At 35.7% G+C, this 18,011-nt stretch carries 19 protein-coding genes; 2 read left to right on the top strand and 17 right to left on the bottom strand.

Annotated features, from left to right (window positions below):
* Positions 1-91: 91 nt before the first annotated feature.
* From mltG to FFM65_RS04775, 4 genes are all read right to left on the bottom strand, one after another.
* Positions 92-1,240, bottom strand: coding sequence for an endolytic transglycosylase MltG (gene mltG, locus FFM65_RS04790; protein ID WP_174795666.1), 1,149 nt, complete (start codon positions 1,238-1,240; stop codon positions 92-94).
* 55 nt (positions 1,241-1,295) lie between these two features.
* Positions 1,296-3,701, bottom strand: a complete 2,406-nt coding sequence (gene pheT, locus FFM65_RS04785) for a phenylalanine--tRNA ligase subunit beta (protein WP_119317905.1) — start codon at positions 3,699-3,701, stop codon at positions 1,296-1,298.
* Between the two features lie 4 nt (positions 3,702-3,705).
* Positions 3,706-4,752, bottom strand: a complete 1,047-nt coding sequence (pheS, locus tag FFM65_RS04780; RefSeq protein ID WP_119317904.1) for a phenylalanine--tRNA ligase subunit alpha — start codon at positions 4,750-4,752, stop codon at positions 3,706-3,708.
* Positions 4,753-5,052: 300 nt separating this feature from the next.
* Positions 5,053-5,814, bottom strand: a complete 762-nt coding sequence (locus FFM65_RS04775) for a TrmH family RNA methyltransferase (protein WP_119317903.1) — start codon at positions 5,812-5,814, stop codon at positions 5,053-5,055.
* Between the two features lie 64 nt (positions 5,815-5,878).
* Between FFM65_RS04775 and FFM65_RS04770 the strand changes: the two genes are divergently transcribed.
* Together FFM65_RS04770 and yidC are read left to right on the top strand one after the other, a co-directional pair.
* The gene (locus FFM65_RS04770; protein ID WP_057815446.1) at positions 5,879-6,154 is read left to right on the top strand and encodes an acylphosphatase; all 276 of its coding nucleotides are present in this window, start codon (positions 5,879-5,881) and stop codon (positions 6,152-6,154) included.
* A 59-nt stretch (positions 6,155-6,213) separates the two neighbouring features.
* On the top strand, positions 6,214-7,209 hold the full coding sequence (yidC, locus tag FFM65_RS04765; protein ID WP_119317902.1) for a membrane protein insertase YidC: 996 nt from the start codon (positions 6,214-6,216) through the stop codon (positions 7,207-7,209).
* A 41-nt stretch (positions 7,210-7,250) separates the two neighbouring features.
* Here the strand turns inward: yidC and FFM65_RS04760 are convergent, their stop codons facing one another.
* The 13 genes from FFM65_RS04760 to FFM65_RS04700 form a co-directional block, all read right to left on the bottom strand.
* Positions 7,251-8,147, bottom strand: a complete 897-nt coding sequence (locus tag FFM65_RS04760; RefSeq protein ID WP_119317901.1) for a peptidoglycan recognition protein family protein — start codon at positions 8,145-8,147, stop codon at positions 7,251-7,253.
* A 448-nt stretch (positions 8,148-8,595) separates the two neighbouring features.
* Positions 8,596-9,687, bottom strand: a complete 1,092-nt coding sequence (locus tag FFM65_RS04755; RefSeq protein WP_119317900.1) for a sensor histidine kinase — start codon at positions 9,685-9,687, stop codon at positions 8,596-8,598.
* On the bottom strand, positions 9,684-10,370 hold the full coding sequence (locus FFM65_RS04750; RefSeq protein ID WP_010019368.1) for a response regulator transcription factor: 687 nt from the start codon (positions 10,368-10,370) through the stop codon (positions 9,684-9,686). The genes FFM65_RS04755 and FFM65_RS04750 overlap by 4 nt, the downstream gene beginning before the upstream one ends.
* Positions 10,371-10,568: 198 nt before the next feature.
* Positions 10,569-11,993, bottom strand: a complete 1,425-nt coding sequence (gnd, locus tag FFM65_RS04745) for an NADP-dependent phosphogluconate dehydrogenase (protein WP_119317899.1) — start codon at positions 11,991-11,993, stop codon at positions 10,569-10,571.
* A 68-nt stretch (positions 11,994-12,061) separates the two neighbouring features.
* Positions 12,062-12,619, bottom strand: a complete 558-nt coding sequence (locus FFM65_RS04740; protein WP_119317898.1) for a YceD family protein — start codon at positions 12,617-12,619, stop codon at positions 12,062-12,064.
* On the bottom strand, positions 12,619-13,713 hold the full coding sequence (locus FFM65_RS04735) for a nucleotidyltransferase family protein (protein WP_119317897.1): 1,095 nt from the start codon (positions 13,711-13,713) through the stop codon (positions 12,619-12,621). Before FFM65_RS04735 ends, FFM65_RS04740 begins: the two co-directional genes overlap by 1 nt.
* 8 nt (positions 13,714-13,721) lie before the next feature.
* Positions 13,722-14,453, bottom strand: coding sequence for a class I SAM-dependent DNA methyltransferase (locus FFM65_RS04730; RefSeq protein WP_119317896.1), 732 nt, complete (start codon positions 14,451-14,453; stop codon positions 13,722-13,724).
* Positions 14,453-14,809: a ribosome silencing factor gene (rsfS, locus tag FFM65_RS04725; RefSeq protein WP_119317895.1), complete on the bottom strand. Its 357-nt coding sequence runs from the start codon at positions 14,807-14,809 to the stop codon at positions 14,453-14,455. The genes FFM65_RS04730 and rsfS overlap by 1 nt, the downstream gene beginning before the upstream one ends.
* Before the next feature lies 1 nt (position 14,810).
* A complete protein-coding gene (gene yqeK, locus FFM65_RS04720) occupies positions 14,811-15,413 on the bottom strand; it encodes a bis(5'-nucleosyl)-tetraphosphatase (symmetrical) YqeK (RefSeq protein WP_119317894.1) in 603 nt (200 codons plus the stop codon).
* Positions 15,406-16,044 (bottom strand): nicotinate-nucleotide adenylyltransferase, encoded by a 639-nt coding sequence (locus tag FFM65_RS04715; RefSeq protein WP_119317893.1) that lies wholly within the window; start codon positions 16,042-16,044, stop codon positions 15,406-15,408. The genes yqeK and FFM65_RS04715 overlap by 8 nt, the downstream gene beginning before the upstream one ends.
* Positions 16,045-16,059: 15 nt before the next feature.
* The gene (locus tag FFM65_RS04710) at positions 16,060-16,374 is read right to left on the bottom strand and encodes a YhbY family RNA-binding protein (RefSeq protein ID WP_119317892.1); all 315 of its coding nucleotides are present in this window, start codon (positions 16,372-16,374) and stop codon (positions 16,060-16,062) included.
* A 10-nt stretch (positions 16,375-16,384) separates the two neighbouring features.
* Positions 16,385-17,497 carry a ribosome biogenesis GTPase YqeH gene (gene yqeH / locus FFM65_RS04705; RefSeq protein WP_119317891.1) on the bottom strand — a complete coding sequence of 371 codons (1,113 nt, stop codon included), beginning with the start codon at positions 17,495-17,497 and terminating at the stop codon, positions 16,385-16,387.
* On the bottom strand, positions 17,484-18,011 hold the full coding sequence (locus FFM65_RS04700; protein ID WP_059073545.1) for a YqeG family HAD IIIA-type phosphatase: 528 nt from the start codon (positions 18,009-18,011) through the stop codon (positions 17,484-17,486). Before FFM65_RS04700 ends, yqeH begins: the two co-directional genes overlap by 14 nt.

The raw sequence follows: 18,011 nt of genomic DNA, 5'->3' as shown, positions 1-18,011 counted from the left end.
ATCTTCCTTTTTAAAATCATTATTGTGATAATTTCAAAATGTCATCTAACCTGTAATGATTAGATGACATTTATTATCTGTTAATTATACATTATTGTCCTAGAGATGAATTTTTACTTTCATGCTCTTGCAATGTATGTGAATAATATACCTTACCAGTCTTCAAGTTGGCAACAAAGTATAGATAATTTTCATCCCTATCACTAGGATTCAAAGTAGCCTCTATTGCTTGCACACTTGGAGTATTAAATGGTCCAGGTCCATAACCTGCATTCTTATACAAATTATATGGAGAATCAACTCTAACATCTTTATTACTCAATTTAGTTTTATGAGTATTCAATGCGTACATAACTGAAATATCTGATTGAATTGGCATATTGATATCGATACGATTAAAGAATACACCCGCAATCTTCTTACGATCCTTTTCAGTAACACCTTCACGCTCAACTAATGATGCCAAAGTAAGTGTTTGTTGCACTGTTAAGCCCTTTTCTTTGATAGTTTCAAAATAAGGTTTCATGATCTCATTATCTTTTTCAACCATTTGGTTAACTAATTCTTTTAGAGTTTCACCTTTGTAAAGGCCATAGGTAGCTGGGAACAAATAACCTTCTAGATGATATCTAACATTCTTCTTAGCCATTGATGAATCCAACAATTCAGGGTACTTCTTCTGAAGCTCTTTCATGTAAGACTTATCCTTCATCAACTTCAAGAAATCTTTTTTCTTAAATTTAGTTGATTTTTGAATCTGATCACCAATCTGGTCTATTGTAACACCTTCACGAACTAGCACAGTATTCGAAGCTGTTCCAGTTGGTTCGGCACTACCACCTTTTTGCAATTGTTTGACGACATGATTCATGTCCATTGATTGTTTGAAAGTATAATATCCCGCTTGGAAATCAGTGTAGTTTTGAGCTTTAACGTAGAAATTAAAGACTGTCGCACTCTTGATAACTTTATCTTTTTCAAGAGTCTTAGCAATTTGTTTACTAGAAGAACCTATTGGGATTTTAACAACAATATCTTCTTTACTATTTGCATTATATGGTTGTAATGAACTATTCACATAATTAAAGCCAATGATAGCAACGACGACTGCCAAAACCGCAATCACACCAACGATCCAATACGCAATATGATTAGCGACTGATCTTTCTTCGGCGCGAGTTTTGATTTTGTCATCCGACTCATGCTTCAATGCTTCTTTTTTTTCATCCTTTTGGCTCAAGACACAGCCTCCCGAGTTAATTTATTAGAATTATACCATTAGTTTGGCAATAATTTTATCTAATTTCCACATTAAATTTTTGAACTAGACTGTCCTTGACTAACGTAAAGGCTTTCTCTACTTCTTCATCAGTCAAAGTATCATTAGGATTCAAGAATACTAAGTGATAACCCAGTGACTTATGGTTAGGCTTGATATTTTTACCTTCGTAAACATCGAAGATATTAACATCCTTCAAGTATTTACCACCATTACTAAAGATATCAGAAATAATTTGACCATTTTCAACATCTTTTTCTACTAGGATAGCTAAATCACGGCTGACTTCTGGATACTTAGGTGCACTAGTTGCTTTAACATTTCTAGTATTCAAGTCGAATAAGGCATCGATGTTCAATTCAAAAACAAATGTGTCATTGACATTGTGTGCTTTTTGATAATTTGGATGCAATTTACCGATAATACCGACCATTTGACCATTAGCCAAAATCTTAGCTGTTTGTCCAGGATGAAGATTATCATAATCTGCTGTTGCAACAAACGTAAATTCAGCATCAGCATTTACATATGACAACAATTCTTCAACGATTCCCTTAACATAATAGAAATCTACTGGCTTAGCATCGGTATTCCATGCATCCTCAATGACATTACCACTGATGGCACCAGAAATAAATGGTAATTCTTTTGGACGATCATTTCCAGTCTCTCGATCAAATACTCGAGCTTGTTCAAATATTTGTAGATCATCATTTTTTCTAGCTTGATTGTATGCAATATCTCTAACTAATCCCGGAATCAAACTATTACGTAAGTATTCGTGATCTTCAGTCATTGGATGGAGCAACTTGGTATATTCTGAATTTAAAATATTAAAATCATCGACTTCTTGTTTATTTAACAATGAGTAGTTGATAACTTCATCCAAACCACTTGCCAACAAAGCATCACGCAATTTATTGCTCAATTCACGTTTGGGACTGTAGCCACCACGAGTTTCCATTCCAGCTGGCAAAGTATTTGGTAAGTTCTCATAACCATAGATTCGATTTACTTCTTCGACTAAGTCAGCTTCAATTTCCATATCCCAACGACGGGTAGGAATTGTAACAGTTACTTCATCGCCTGATAATTCACTAGTAAAGCCTAGACGATCAAAGATTTGAAGAATTTCATCACTTGAAAGTTCGAGTCCCATCAAGTGGTTAATGTGCTTGATACTACCCTTAATAACAGTAGGTTGAGCTTTGGTATAGTTACCGATAATTTCTTCAGAAATTTCTTTGGCAACACTAGTTTGATCAATCAATTGAGTTGCACGAATTAAGGCTTCACTAACGATTCCGTTGTCAACGCCTTTTTCAAAACGATTTGAGGCATCATCACGCAAGTCATGTCTTTGAGCAGCTTTTCTAACAAAGGCTCCGTCAAAAACACCAGCCTCTACTAAGACATTCTTAGTATTTTCATCGACAGCAGCACTAGTCCCATTAATGATACCGGCCAAGCCCAAAATTTTATCGCCAGAAGTGATTACTAAGTCATTATGGTTTAGAGATTTTTCAGTATCAGCCAAAATTAATTTGTCGCCATCCTTGGCAAGTTTAACAGTTAATTCCTTTTGAGCTAATTTGTCCATATCATAAACTTGAACTGGTTGACCGTATTCAATCATCACATAGTTTGCAGCATCGATGACACTGTTGACTGGTCTGATATTTTGATTCCACAGTCTTCTTTGCATCCAAAGTGGACTCTTCGTAACCTTGATACCCTTTAATTCACGAAGCAAATAATCTGGAACTAAGTCTTTTTCTTCAACCGTTGCAGTCACGTCAGTCAAATCTTTAACTTTATTTTGATCTAATTCTGGTTTGGTAAATTTAGGCTTTTCATCGTAAGTTGCCCCGATTTCCCAAGCAGCACCACGCATACCTAAAGTATCAGCACGATTAGGTGTAATATCGATATCAACCATTTCGTCTTTGAGACCCAATAGATCATAAACCTCTTGGCCTGGTGTTTGTGGTTCATCGAAGACATAGATACCATTTTCAAATTCTTTTGGCATGTATTGTGCAGGAACGCCAACTTCATCAAGTCCACAAATCATCCCGTTAGACTCTTGTCCACGAAGCTTTCCACGCTTGATACGAACACCATTTGGTAAGTGAGCACCGTGCAAAGCCACGATTACGTATTGGTCAGCTGCTACATTAGGAGCACCACAGACGATTTGAATTTCTTCTTCTTCACCAACATCAACTTGGCAAAGTTTTAAGTGATCAGAATCTGGATGTGGTACCACGCTAGTAATATGACCGACAACCAAGTTAGTCAATTCTTCACCAAGTTTGACTGGACCAGACTCAATACCAGTTAGAGAAACTTTGTTAGCAATTTCTTCAACTGTGTGATCGACTGGAATGTATTCTTTTAGCCAATTAACAGAAATTTTCATTATCTTAATTTACTCCTTTGAATTGTTCTAGGAATCTAACATCATTGAGGTAGAAATCACGGATGTCGTTAACCCCATATTTAAGCATTGCAAAACGTTCTGGTCCAAGACCAAAAGCCATACCACTGTATTCGTTAGGATCGATGCCTGACATCTTCAAAACGTTTGGATGAGTTAAACCAGCGCCTAATACTTCAATCCAACCAGTATATTTACAAATGCGGCAACCTGTACCACCACAATTGAAACAAGAAACGTCAACTTCAACTGATGGTTCAGTGAATGGGAAGTAGCTTGGACGGAAACGAATTTCACGATCAGGACCGAAAACGTGACGACATAGTGCATCAAGCGTTCCCTTCAAGTCAGCCATAGAAATATTTTTATCAACAACTAGACCTTCAATTTGGTGGAATTGATGTGAATGAGTAGCGTCATCATCATCACGACGATAAACAACACCTGGTGAGATCATCTTCAAAGGACCCTTAGTAAAGTCATGAGCTTCCATGTCACGACCTTCTTGAGCTGAAGTTTGAGTTCTCATCAACAATTCATCTGACAAGTAGAAAGTATCTTGCATATCACGAGCTGGGTGATCCTTAGGGATATTTAATCTCTCAAAGTTATAGTGATCTTCTTCAACTTCATAGCCACCAGCAACTTCATAACCTAAACCGATAAAGAATTGTTCAATATCTTCAATCGTTTGATTCAAAATATGTTTTGTTCCTTGAACCTTTTTAGTAGCTGGCAAAGTAACATCGATCGTTTCTTCTTCAAGCTTTTTGGCAACTAATTTTTGGTTAAGCTCTGTCATTTTTTCTTCAATAGCAGCTTGAATGTCTTTTTTAACATTATTAGCCAAAGTTCCGATCTCTGGACGTTGTTCAGCTGGAACGTCTTTCATACCACGCAAGGCTTTAGTGATTGGACCCTTTTTACCTAATAAGTTAACTCTTAAATCATTTAATTCTTGAAGCTTTTGTGCACGTTTAGCTTCATCGATACCATTTTCTCTTAAATTCTTTAACGTATCATTTAATGACATTTTTTTCCTCCTTGGTGATAAAACTGATTCTGGAATTCTTAAATGTGCCTACATAAAAAAGTCCCCATCCCAAATAAGGGACGAGGACTCGCGGTACCACCCTAGTTCATGTTAAACATGCACTCAAGTAGTTATATAGTAACTAACTAAAAACTCAGAAAGTGAATTCGCTGTTTTATTTATCAAGCCTATCTCAGTTGCCGGCTCTTCCTGTCATAAATGCCACAGTTACTATTTTTCGTCAAAGTTCAAATATTATTTATACAAATGATTATACAAAAATTAAAAAGTTTCGCAAGTTTATAACGTTTGTAAACCGTACATCAAAACACCAGCCGCAACCGCTACGTTAAGGGATTCAGCTTTTCCGAGAATTGGGATATAAATATTTTCATCGGTTGCGTTCAAGACATTTTGACTGACACCATGAGCTTCGTTACCCATGATCAAAGCAAATTGATCTTGTTTTTCTAATTGTGTATAAGGCTTAGCTTGAGCATTCACTTCTGATCCATAAATTGTTAAACCAGATTTTTTAGCCAAGTTGATAGCCTTATCGATATCCATACGATAAATTGGCAAATGGAATTGGCTACCTTGCATTGAACGTTGGACCTTTGGTTGATAAAAGTCGGCGGTATCCATACTTGTAATTACACCATCATATCCAGCTGCATCGGCAGTTCTAACAATTGTTCCTACATTGCCAGGATCTTGGACGTCATCCATCATAACCCACTTACCAGAAAATTCAGTCAAATCATCACTATTTTGAACTTTGATGACTGCAAAGATTCCTTGGGGAGTTTTTGTTTCTGACAAGTCTTTAGCTACGTCTTCAGAAATAGTTACAGCAATTTCATGATATTTTTTAACGAGACGGTCTTCTTGATACTTTTCGGTTACCAATAATTTAACAAAATCTTGTTCATATTGGTCAGCTTCTCTAACTAAATGAAAGCCTTCAATCATGTATGTACCAGTCTTACGAATGTTTTTAGTTGCGGACAACTTCTTTAGTTGTTTAATTTCGTCATTTTTTTTCGATTCGATATACTTCATATAATCCATCCCTCTTGTTCTATAATATAGATATTAACACATTCAAAGATTTGAGGTGATACGTGTGAAACATCTTTCCATTAATGTCGACGGACTCGTTCAAGGCGTGGGGTTTCGTTATTCAACTTTTCAAGTAGCTCAAGAGCTGGGCGTCAACGGAACTGTACAAAACGAAATCGACGGATCTGTTTCAATTGAGGCTGAAGCGGATCAAAAAGTACTTTATATTTTTTTAAATCGTGTTAAATCTTCTCCTTCACCCTTTGGAAAAGTTACCAAAATGGACTATACTTTTTCTGACGACTTACAACATTACACAAAATTCACTGTGATTGGTTGAAACGTCAAATGAGTTAACGTATATTACTTTGTATACGATTAAAAGGGTGGTTTATTTAAGTGAATAAAAAATACGTCAAATATTTATCAGTGCTGTCTTTAGTTTTAGTACTGACACTAGTTTTGACGGGGTGTGCACAAGGTACAACTAACCTTCATGCTCCAACTAGTGGGCCATATGGTTTCATTTACAAATGGCTAGGAATTCCGTTCCAAAATTTGATCATGAAGACCGCAGAAGCAGTCGGTGGTACCAATGCCTATGCTTGGGGAATCATGATTATCTCTTTTGTAGTTCGTTTGATTTTGGTTCCTCTATCATTGAACCAACAATATAAATCAACGACTCAACAAGAAAAAATGCGTGCTGTTCAACCACAATTGAAATTGATTCAAGAAGCACAAAAGAAAGCTAAGGGTCCTGATGCACAACAAAAGATCAGTAGCTTAATGATGCAGGTTTACAAGGCTAACAATTTGAGTTTGACTGGTGGTATGGGTTGTTTGCCATTATTACTACAAATGCCTATTTTGATTGGTATTTATCAAGCCGTACAATATTCTAAAAATATTGGTTCAGCTACATTCCTTTCAATTCCACTTGGAAAACCTAGTATAGTAATTGCTATTGTTGCTACTTTGTTCTACTTAGTTCAAGGTTGGATGTCACTTCAAATCGTTCCAAAGGAACAAAGAAAACAAATGCAAACTATGTTGTTGATGAGTCCGATGATGACTTTCTTCATCTCCATGATTTCAACAGCAGCCCTTGCACTTTACTTCTTAGTTGGTGGTGTCGTAATTGTTATCCAACAACTCATTACTAACTACGTGGTTACGCCTAGAATTAGAAAGAAGACTGATGAAGAGTTAGCTAAGAACCCAGTTAAAATCGTTGTAACTAAAGAAATGCTTGATGAAATGCTCCAAGCAGACGGCACAAGTACAACAAGTGGTACTACAGCCAACACTTCTAAACAAAAAGCCGAAGCCAATGAAATTCATAAAAATATTCGTGAATTGAATAAAGGCAAACAAAATCGCAATAAGAAATAAAAAAATAAGTAAAACTCAATTTTAGAGTTTTACTTATTTTTTTACTCTAGATAACTTGCAGCAACCCACTCATTCGTAGCAACACGGTGATAAGTCACTCCATTGATATTTTTAGTTTGATCAGTATACCAAGCTGTATGGTTTGCTAATGCTCGATTCATGATCTTAGTCATCTGATTATTGTTAAAAGCAACTAATGGTACATAACTGCCATTCTTATTATCCACCTTAATCGTAGAATTAGGATCGACAGCTTCTTGAGTAGCAGCATTGATTCCATAAGCGTTACCTGTCGTCTTTAAATTATTGTAATAGTATCCAATCATGTCGTAGAGCTGATACATACTGTAACCTTGATTTTTAAAATAGCCGGTTGGATCGCTATGATTTGTTTCATGATAAGTGAGACTCACTTGGTTGTGCGAAACAATAGTTTTTTCAGGTTCGTCAGGTATGTTGTATTGCAGTAATTTACTAGCAGCATAATAAGCGTCATTGGCAATTGAACGGGCAAACGAATCATAATCATGTGTTCGACATAGTTCTACTTGAATAAATTTAGCATTGGCAGTAGGCCCAGCACCCCAAACACCATAGTCGGTATTGTGGATATTGATAATTTCATTATTATCGACAAAAGCGTGTACATAAGCTTCAATTCTAGGCCAATTATTATTAAAGTACTGCACTTCATCTTCAGCCGTTGCATTATTATCAGCTGTTTCATGAATTACGATTCCTTCTGGTTTACCAACGCCATTTTCGTAAGGAAACCATTCACTAAAAGTCCCCTCTCGGTTTTGAATCGCCGCCGGTTTGATCTGATTGCTAATAATATAGTCGTTAACTGTTTGTGCAGAAGCATTCTGAGTTGTCCCCATAAATAGAAAAGCTAAAAAACTCACTGCTAAAACAGCTATCCCTAGTTTTTTCTTCATTTTTCTATCCCCTTATAAGTTTTAAATTACTAGCAAAAGTACTTTATTACAAGTACTGTAACAATAACTTAATATTAGGAATATTTTTGAGTTTGCGGATGCCGGAACGTACTGAACGAACCATCCATAAAGCTGCCACTACCGATTCAAACAAATCAAAATAGCGTCCATTCAGGCACCCTAATTAGGACACCGAATAGACGCTATCAACTTTTAAATTAAAACCACTATCTAGTCCGGAATAGCAAAGCAAACTGGCTCAAATGTGAAATTATTCTTAGCAATTTATTGCTTAGAATAATGCCGAGCTTGAAGACTTTGCCCGAACTTGGGCTTAGCAAAGGCTCCAAGTCGTGCCCACATTGTTCCAGCCAAATTTGCTTTGCTATGGAGGACAGAATTCTATCACTAATCTAATTTTTAAAAAAATAAATCTGGAAAAATATTATTATTTTTCAGTTTCATTTTCTTTTTCAGTTTGTTCTTCTTCGGATTTAACTTGCACTAATGGCAATTCAATCTTAAAGACAGTTCCAGAGCCAACGACACTTTCAACTTCTAGACTACCATGATAGATTTCAATCAGTCGTTTGGCGATAGAAAGCCCTAAACCGTTTCCTCCACGTTTTCTAGAGCGAGCCTTGTCAACTCTATAAAATCGATTGAAAATGCGCTTCAGGTCGTTTTTTGCGATTCCTAAGCCATAATCCTGGACTACCACCTCTAACAAAGCGGAGTTAGTCGAAGCAGCAAAATTAATTTCTTTGCGGTCTGCTGAATATTTGAAAGCATTATCCAACAAAATTACCAATACTTGCTCCAAGTGATTACGGTAGATCTTAACTTCACTACCCTCACGGATATCGTCATCAAAATTGATCACAAAATCTGGATGCAACATTTTGAAGTCGTTTGCTACTTGCGTAAACAAAGGCTTAACTTCAGTTGTTTGCTCCAGATATGCACTGTCGATCTGTTCAACACGTGTAAGATCTAGCATCTCTTGAATCAAGGATTGCATACGTTTTAATTCTTGCAAAGAGGAATTGATTGAATCATTTAATACTTCAGGGTCGTCTTTACCCCAACGTTGCAGCATGCTCAAATGACCTTCCAAAACAGCTACTGGAGTTCTTAATTCATGCGAAACATCTTCCACGAACTCTTTTTGCTGATTAGTATAAGCCTGCATACGATCGAGCATCTTATTGATATTAATGGTTAAATCATAAATTTCATCATTTCTCTTACGTAATTTAATACGAGAATCTGAATCTGGTTTTTTATTCAAATCATCAATTGTTTTATTGATTTTTTTCAGATCATTCAAAACCAAAGTAACAGCATAAAATGACAAAACAATTCCCAAAAGAAAGACTACTACTCCACCAATAACTAATTTCAGAGTAAAATTATTGATTTCATTGACTGAAGCAACAGTTTGGACAGTTCTCATTGCTAAGACACTGACAAAAATGTAGGCTAACAAAATTACAATAGAAATCAAAGCAGTCCATTTAAATCTAATCGAAATTCTCATCGACGCATCACGTACCCTTTACCACGGACAGTAGAAATGTAACTAGGTGCACCGAGGCGATCGATTTTATTACGAAGGTATTTGATATAAACATCCACAACGTTAGTTTCAGTTGATGAACCTGTTCCCCAAACACGTTCTAGTAAGTCATCACGACTCAAGACTGTGCCGACATTTTCCATTAATGCACTTAACAAATCGTATTCACGGCGAGTCAAGTCAATCACTTCTCCGTTACGTTTCAATGTTTGAGTCGTCTTATCAATTACCAAATTCTTATATTTAAGCACTTGATCATTATTTCTTGTTACATCGATATCTAAATCGATTCGTCGTAACAAAGCTCGAATGCGAGCTAGTAATTCTTCAATTGCAAATGGCTTAACGATATAATCATCAGCCCCGTGGTCTAATCCAGATACACGGTCAATTATCGAATCACGTGCTGTCATCATAATAATTGGTGTGTTCTTTTCTTGACGAATACGACGGCAAACTTCGATACCATTCAACTCGGGAAGCATCAAATCTAGAAGAATCAAATCCCAATCTTCAGATAAAGCTGCGTCCAGTCCGGTTCTACCATCACGTTCAACAGTCACTTCGTAATTCTCATGTTGAAGTTCGAGTTGAACGAATTTTGCCATATTCTCTTCGTCTTCAATAACAAGTATTTTAGCCATACGTATCTCCTATACATAAAATATTAAATTATCTTTAATTATAGCTTAATCATTAATTAAAATGTGTCACGCTTTTGGCAATGCATTAATGATTTTAACATATAGCAAAAATTAAAAGAAGACAAGCTTTTATTTTATTTTTTTTTAAACATAAAAAAAGAGGCGATTTTTCGCCCCAATTTTAATATCAACTTATAATTATTGCTCTTCATACCAAGTATAGTGGAATGTACCTGGTTTATCGTTTCTTTCATAAGTATGAGCACCAAAGTAATCTCTTTGAGCTTGAGTCAAATTAGCTGGCAATGTTTCTGAACGATATTGGTCGTAGTATGAAATAGCAGCCATAAATCCAGAAACAGGAACTCCTGCTTGAACAGCAAAACTAACAACGTCACGAACATCTGATTGATATTCTTTAACGATACCCTTGAAGTAATCGTCTAGTAGTAAGTTGTCTAGTTTTGGATCTTCATCATAAGCATCAGTGATCTTTTGTAGGAATTGAGCACGAATGATACATCCAGCACGCCAGATTTGAGCAATCTTACCATAATTAAGATCCCAATCGTAGTGATCTGAAGCAGCCTTCATTTGAGCAAATCCTTGAGCATAGCTGATAATCTTACTGAAGTACAAAGCCTTACGGATCTTGGCAACTAAGTCATCAACATCTTTAACAACTGGTTTTGTTTCAGGAGCAGGTAATACCTTGCTTGCCTTAACACGTTCGTCTTTGTAAGCAGAAACGTAACGTGAGTAAACTGATTCAGTGATCAATGATTGTGGAACACCTAATTCAAGAGCACTTTGTGAACTCCACTTACCAGTACCCTTGTTACCAGCTTTATCCATGATCTTATTAACAATGTAGTCGTCTGTTCCTTCATCATCTTTTCTAGTTAAGATTTGTGAAGTAATATCGATCAAGTAACTTGAAAGTTCACCTTTGTTCCAGTCTTGGAATACTTCAGCAATCTTTTCAACGTCATTGTTGAACAAGTGCTTCAATAAGTTATAACTTTCAGCGATAAGTTCCATATCACCATATTCGATACCATTGTGAACCATCTTGACATAGTGACCAGCACCATTTGGTCCAATGTATGTAACACAAGGTGCGCCATCTTCGTCAGCTTTAGCAGAAATTTGTTCCAAAATAGGAGCAACTAAGTCATAAGCTTCCTTTTGACCACCTGGCATCAATGAAGGACCATGCAAGGCACCAAGTTCACCACCGGAAACACCCATACCGATGAAGTTGATTCCAGATTTGTCCAAACGTGCATTACGTTCCATAGTATCTTCGAAGAATGTATTACCACCATCGATCAAGACATCACCCTTGTCCAACAAAGGCAATAGTTGCTTGATGACAGCATCGGTACCAGCACCAGCTTTAACCATCATCATAATACGACGTGGTTTTTCTAGTGAGTCAACGAAATCCTCAATTGTATAACTTGGTACCAATTTCTTGTCGGGATGTTCTTCAACAACCGCTTTAGTTTTTGAACCTGTACGATTGTAGATTGCTACTTCATATCCACGACTTTCAATGTTTAGGGCAAGATTCTTACCCATAACAGCCATACCGATAACACCAATTTGTGGTTTTGCCATTATAATAACTACCTCCGATTTTTGTTCTCATACCTATAGTAACAAAAAAATAAAAAAGGAGTATATAATTACTCCTTATCATCATTATTATTAAATAAATTTTTTAATTTGGCAAATTCTGGGTTAACATGTTCTTCCTCTTTTTGACTCTTAAAGTCATCTTCAGAAATAACTTCCCAATTTTTACCTGAAGGCATAATATTTTCTTCTGCTTCCTTCTTAGTTAAAACTTTTGAAGGAATGCTCAACAAAATATTGTCGATCACTGATTCATAAACGTTAATAGTTGGATTTTCATCATCCACAGGTATAACAACATTGTATTGTTCCAATTCTTCTTCATCGGCTACGCTATCAACGTTATAAGCTTCATTAACTCGAATATCAACTGGCAATTTTACTGGTAATAAACTACGAGTTGAAGGAACAGTCAATGTAGTCTTGATTTTTACATCAGAAATAACTAGACCATTATCATTGAATAATTGACCTTTGACAGAAACTTTGTCAGCATCTAAAACATCCTCTGAACGTGTAGTTAATTCTTTTGTTAAATCGAGTTCTTCCTCAAATTCAAACGGTTTGTCTTTATAACGACGAACGTCTTGAACATCCCAATTTAGCATTAATTTACCCCTTTCATATAAGGCATTTTTCCAAAATCTTGTGTTTTTTTACTTTGAAGCTGAAATATTTGATCAGCTCTGATTTCTAATTCTAAAGTCCGGGCTTCTTTTTTGCCAACTTTAGTAATTAAATTTAAATCTTTTTTGTGTTGGTTTAAATATTTCCGACCATTATCATTAAAACCTAATACTCGCAAATAAGGATTTTTATAAACATTATCAATTTCTGCCGGTTGAACATTCATCAAAGTATAAATCATCAATCGTCTCAATCGAGCCCTCGTATAACGCTTTGACTTCACTCGATCCAAAAAATCTTCAAAATCATTACTGACCATAATTTCTTTTTTCAATTTATATTCTAGTCCTTCAACCATTTGATAGATTGAATGAAGTTCTGAAGGATCAGAATTTATGATTTGATAACGTAAGTATGGATAAAAATCATCCCAAGTATAAGTTTGATTCTTATTTATCAATTGATCAGTTAAATTAGGTACCTCAGAAGAAACAGAAGATCCTAATTTCAAATCAGCTCTAACGCTAGTAGCACTGAAGCCACTTTTTCTAAGAACTGTTTGAAAATTAATCGGATAATGATTCTTCTCTATTTGTTGAACATAATTTAAACCTAACATTTGATTAGGCAAATCAGCAATATCAATACCTAAACTCTGATAATACGAAGTTAAATTAGTAGCCGAACTTTGTTGATAGTTTTGTTCAAATTGATTATCTGTCGTTAAAATTTTTTGAGCTATTTGGACAAAATCAAGCTCTTTTTCAGTTCCGAATACTAAGGTATCGATTTTTAACAAATTCAATAGCTTCATAGCACCTTGAGCAAATAATTCTGCCGGTTGAACGGCAAAAGCCAGTGGTAATTCAATAACTAAATCAACACCTAAATCAATTGCTAACTTAGCTCGATTCCACTTATCTAAAACAGCAAAATCACCCCGCTGAACAAAATTGCCTGACATCACGGCAATCAAGACATCAGGGTGATATTTTTGTTTGATCGTATCGATGAAAATTTTATGACCATTGTGAAACGGATTAAACTCGGCCACTACACCATAAATTTTTGTCATAGAACCCTCTATTTTTCGGCAGCGAAGAACCAACGAGTTGAATCATCTTTAACTTCTGAAGTACCAAACTCGGCACTGACTGAGACGTTCTTGAAGCCGATATCTTTTAAAATAGCCACGAATGTTTCAATCGGATAAGTTCTCTCTTTGTGCAGTTCAGTATTAACTGAATAACCTTTGATTTTCTCATCCCAATTAAAGAACGTTAATTCATGTTCAATGCTATGTGGATATTCACCTTCAAAGCTATTCCACATAAAAGCAGAATCTTCAGTACGATGGTTGAACATATATCCAGGAAAGACTTCATCCATTTGATAAAGTGAATGTGCATCAAACAAGTACTTACCGCCCTCGTTTAAGTGCTGTAAAGCTTGATTGAAAGCAATCGCTAACTCATCTTCATCTTGTAAATAGCAGATTGAATCGTCAAAACAAGTAATCACATCATACTTGTCAAAATCATACAGATCCATCATATTGCTAGGAATAAAAGGAATTTTCTTGTGGGCCTTTTGAGCTTTTTGTTCGGCAATCTTTAACATTTGTTCTGAAAGATCAGTTCCTGTAACTTGAAACTTATCAGCCAATAGAATTGTTAAATCACCAGTTCCACAAGCTACATCCAATAATTTTTTATTGTCGCCGGCAACTTGTTTTTCGACGTATTGCGCCCACTTGCTATACAATGAATCATCCATCAATTCACTATAAACGCTGGCAAAAGAATTGTAGATCATTATTCAGTTACCAAATCAGAAATGTCAACTTCTGGGGCATCTGACCAAAGTTTTTCTAGATTGTAGAAATCATGTTTTTCAGATGTGAAGACATGGATAACAACATCATGCAAGTCGATCAAAACCCATTCAGAGTTACGATTTCCTTCAACGTGACCAATTTCAATGTTATTTTCGCCTGCTTTATCCAAAACAGATTGCACGATAGCATCAACTTGACGTTGTGAACCGGCATCCATGATTACAAAGTAGTCAGCCATAATACTTACTTCGCTGATATTTAGAACTTTGATATCATTAGCGTGCTTTTCATCAGCTGCTTTCACAGCAATTTCCATCATTTTTTTTGAGTCCAAATTATAATTCTCCTTTTTTGATCCAGTAATTGTAACTAACAAAAGTTGCTGGATAAATTTCTCTATTTGTATCGACCAAATGTTGAATCGAATGTTTTAATTCAAAAGTTACAGCACTATCAAGTGATTTTTCAGCATATTTACGTGCTTCATCAATGCCAGGAAAATCTCGACCTGGTTCAATAAAATCACCTACAAAGACACACTTATCTACTTGCGTCATGTTAGTAGAGCCAACTGTATGTCTTCTAATAGCGTTTAATACATCTTCATCATAAATACCCAATTCATCCTTAATAATCTCAGCACCGACAATCCCGTGCCATATAGCATTATTAGCATGTAACAATTCTGGGTCTAAATGCTTTTTGTTAATTTCAGTAATAAATTCTTCATCGCTTCGTTCTTTAGCGTAGTCATGCAATAATCCAGCTAAACCAGCTCGATCTACATCACCACCAAATTCAGCGGCTAAAGCACGTGAAGTTTTTTCAACCCGCAAACAATGATTATAACGAAAATCACTCAAAGTGTCTTTCATTCTGTTCAAAATGTCTACTCGATCCAAACCACTCTTGATGCTTTCGTAATTAAATTCACTCACGATAAAGCCCCCTATCTTTGATATACCAAGCTACATCATCAGGAACTAAATACTTGATAGATTGTCCCTGCTTGACTTTTTCTCGAATCATACTCGAACTAATTTCCAACTCTGGAGTATTTACCCAAAGTATAGGGTACTTTGATTTTTTCTCAAAGCCTTTTCGACAAACTCCCACAAAATGTACCATTTGGATCAGTTCGTCAATGTGAGACCATTTTGGTAAATTTTCTACCATGTCTCCTCCTATTATAAAGTAATACTCTGTATTCGGATTTAAGTCTTTGAGCATCTTGATTGTTTCAAAAGTATAGCTAACTCCGCCACGACGAATATCGGTCAAATCCAAATCAAAATGCATATTATCACGAATAGCTAATTTGATCATTTCGATTCGATCATCGCTTTTAATATCGGGAATAGTTTTTTTGACCCCACGATGAGGTGGAATTTTATCAGGCAAAAACAAAACTTTATCCAAACACAACTGTTCATATACCTGTTCAGCTATCACCAAATGTCCCAAATGAATTGGGTTAAAAGTTCCGCCTAAGATTCCGACGTGACGTTTTGGCAAATTACTATGAAATTCTAATTTCTCTTTAGTTAATAATTGTTTTTGAGTATTCATAATTAGTCACTTAAATTACATTTTCTCTAATTCAATTGAATATTTACGATTTTTGATTTTTGATGCTTTTTTATATAAAACCATTTTAGAGCCAATTGTTTGAATGTGAACGATGTCTGAATCGAATTCATTTAAAGCTTCGATTAGATCTTGTGGTTCAACCATTGTATTTTGAAGCAAGGAAACCTTGATAAGTTCATTCTTTTCAATCAAAATTTCCAACTGTTTAAGCAAATTTTCAGTAATACCATCACGGCCTACTTGAATAACTGGCTTCATTGTGGCAGCTTGGCTTCTTAAATAACGGTTCTTTTTTCCTTTAATTATCATTAAATTCTCCTTAAATTATCGCGTTACGGATTGATACGTGAACACCATCTGGGACATAGGCTTTAACCTTAGTTCCAGCCGGAATCGTGACCCAACCTAAACCATAAATAACGATATCTGATTTTTCATGTGCTGAAAAGATTTGACTCTTAAATTTAGGGAATTCTTTGATATCAGTTGGTGGTGTTAAAATATCACCGAGATGTTTTTCATAAAATTCATCGGCATTAACTGTCTTAGTTCTATGCAATGGCAATCCCTGGTTAACGTAGAAAGTCACGTTAGTTCTTTCATTTAGAAAGTCTAAACGGGCTAATCCTGCCACAAAAATTGTTTGTCCATCACGTAATTGGAAAGTTGCTGGGCGTAATGGTTTCTTAGGTGTCACTGTCTTTAAATCTTTGGCATTCAAGAAATGAGCCAATTGATAACGGTGGATAATTCCGGGTGTATCAACTAGTGAATGACCATCATCCAAAGGAATATCGATTCGATCCAAAGTAGTTCCTGGGAATCGAGAAGTTGTGATCAAATCTTTGATATCAGAATTAGAACTGATGATTCGGTTGATCAAAGTTGATTTACCAGTATTAGTAGTACCAACAACATAGACATCCTTACCATCACGATACTTTTCGATCATGTCCATCAATTTATCGATATTGATACCTTTGACAGCTGAAACCATAATTTGGTCAACCGATTTAATACCGTTTTCTTTACTCTTTTGTTGCAACCAGTTCAAAAGACGATTTTGATTAACTGAAGCTGGTAATAAGTCGACTTTATTACCAACCATCAAAATCTTTTTATCACCGACAAAACGTTGCAATCCGGGAATCACACTACCTTCGTAATCGAAAATATCGACTACGTTAACTACTAAGGCATCTTTTTGAGAAATTGAGTCTAACAACTTCAAAAAGTCATCATCAGAAACGTCAACGTCAGTGATTTCATTGTAGTTACGAAGTCTGAAACATCTCTTGCAGAGTAATTCTTTTGAATCATCTTCGGTATATTTTTTCAAAGTGGAAGCTTGAACAAAACCTGGTTTGTCTTTATCTTCTGTTTGAAGTTTTGCACCACAGCCTATGCAGTACAATTCATTATCTTCTGTCATTTAATGAATCCTTCCAATATAAATTCTTATCACGTTTTTGCATTGCTTTTAAGATAGGACGTTCAAAAAATCTATTAATACGAGTCTTCTTGGCATCTGTCTTGACTAAGGGTTTGACTAGGACGGTCTTCAAGTTAGCCATGTTGCCTGCTAAAACATCGGTCATCACTTGATCACCAACAAATAAAACATTCTTAGGATCGATGTTTTCTTCTTTGAGATGCTTCATGATTACGAATGGTAAAGGTTTCACCGCACGCGCCACGATACTAACGGGCAAGTCTTTAACGGCTTTTTCTACACGTTCGTAACTATTATTTGAAACAATCATCACTTCAATGTTATTTTGGGCCATTAAGTTCAGCCATTTACGCAATGATAAATCATACTCGTTACTATTCCATGGCAAAAGAGTATTATCCAAATCTGTCATGATTTTAGTAATATGTAGTTCTTGAAGATCTTCTACAGTCAGATCAGTAATTTTATCGAGCATAATATAGGGTTTAAACAT

This window comes from Companilactobacillus formosensis, from assembly GCF_005405305.1.
GTDB classification, from domain to species: Bacteria; Bacillota; Bacilli; order Lactobacillales; family Lactobacillaceae; genus Companilactobacillus; species Companilactobacillus formosensis.
Note: the sequence above shows the minus strand (reverse complement) of the source record. Positions and strands in the feature narration are given on the sequence as shown.

Coding starts and splice junctions, on each gene's coding strand:
- FFM65_RS04730 (WP_119317896.1), bottom strand. CDS start 14,453: ATGATCTACAATTCTTTTGCCAGCGTTTATAGTGAATTGATGGATGAT.
- FFM65_RS04700 (WP_059073545.1), bottom strand. CDS start 18,011: ATGTTTAAACCCTATATTATGCTCGATAAAATTACTGATCTGACTGTA.
- FFM65_RS04760 (WP_119317901.1), bottom strand. CDS start 8,147: ATGAAGAAAAAACTAGGGATAGCTGTTTTAGCAGTGAGTTTTTTAGCT.
- FFM65_RS04775 (WP_119317903.1), bottom strand. CDS start 5,814: ATGAAGTATATCGAATCGAAAAAAAATGACGAAATTAAACAACTAAAG.
- FFM65_RS04750 (WP_010019368.1), bottom strand. CDS start 10,370: ATGGCTAAAATACTTGTTATTGAAGACGAAGAGAATATGGCAAAATTC.
- FFM65_RS04740 (WP_119317898.1), bottom strand. CDS start 12,619: ATGCTAAATTGGGATGTTCAAGACGTTCGTCGTTATAAAGACAAACCG.
- FFM65_RS04735 (WP_119317897.1), bottom strand. CDS start 13,713: ATGACAAAAATTTATGGTGTAGTGGCCGAGTTTAATCCGTTTCACAAT.
- FFM65_RS04710 (WP_119317892.1), bottom strand. CDS start 16,374: ATGATAATTAAAGGAAAAAAGAACCGTTATTTAAGAAGCCAAGCTGCC.
- yqeH (WP_119317891.1), bottom strand. CDS start 17,497: ATGACAGAAGATAATGAATTGTACTGCATAGGCTGTGGTGCAAAACTT.
- FFM65_RS04715 (WP_119317893.1), bottom strand. CDS start 16,044: ATGAATACTCAAAAACAATTATTAACTAAAGAGAAATTAGAATTTCAT.
- gnd (WP_119317899.1), bottom strand. CDS start 11,993: ATGGCAAAACCACAAATTGGTGTTATCGGTATGGCTGTTATGGGTAAG.
- pheT (WP_119317905.1), bottom strand. CDS start 3,701: ATGAAAATTTCTGTTAATTGGCTAAAAGAATACATTCCAGTCGATCAC.
- FFM65_RS04755 (WP_119317900.1), bottom strand. CDS start 9,687: ATGAGAATTTCGATTAGATTTAAATGGACTGCTTTGATTTCTATTGTA.
- pheS (WP_119317904.1), bottom strand. CDS start 4,752: ATGTCATTAAATGATACGTTAAAGAATTTAAGAGAAAATGGTATCGAT.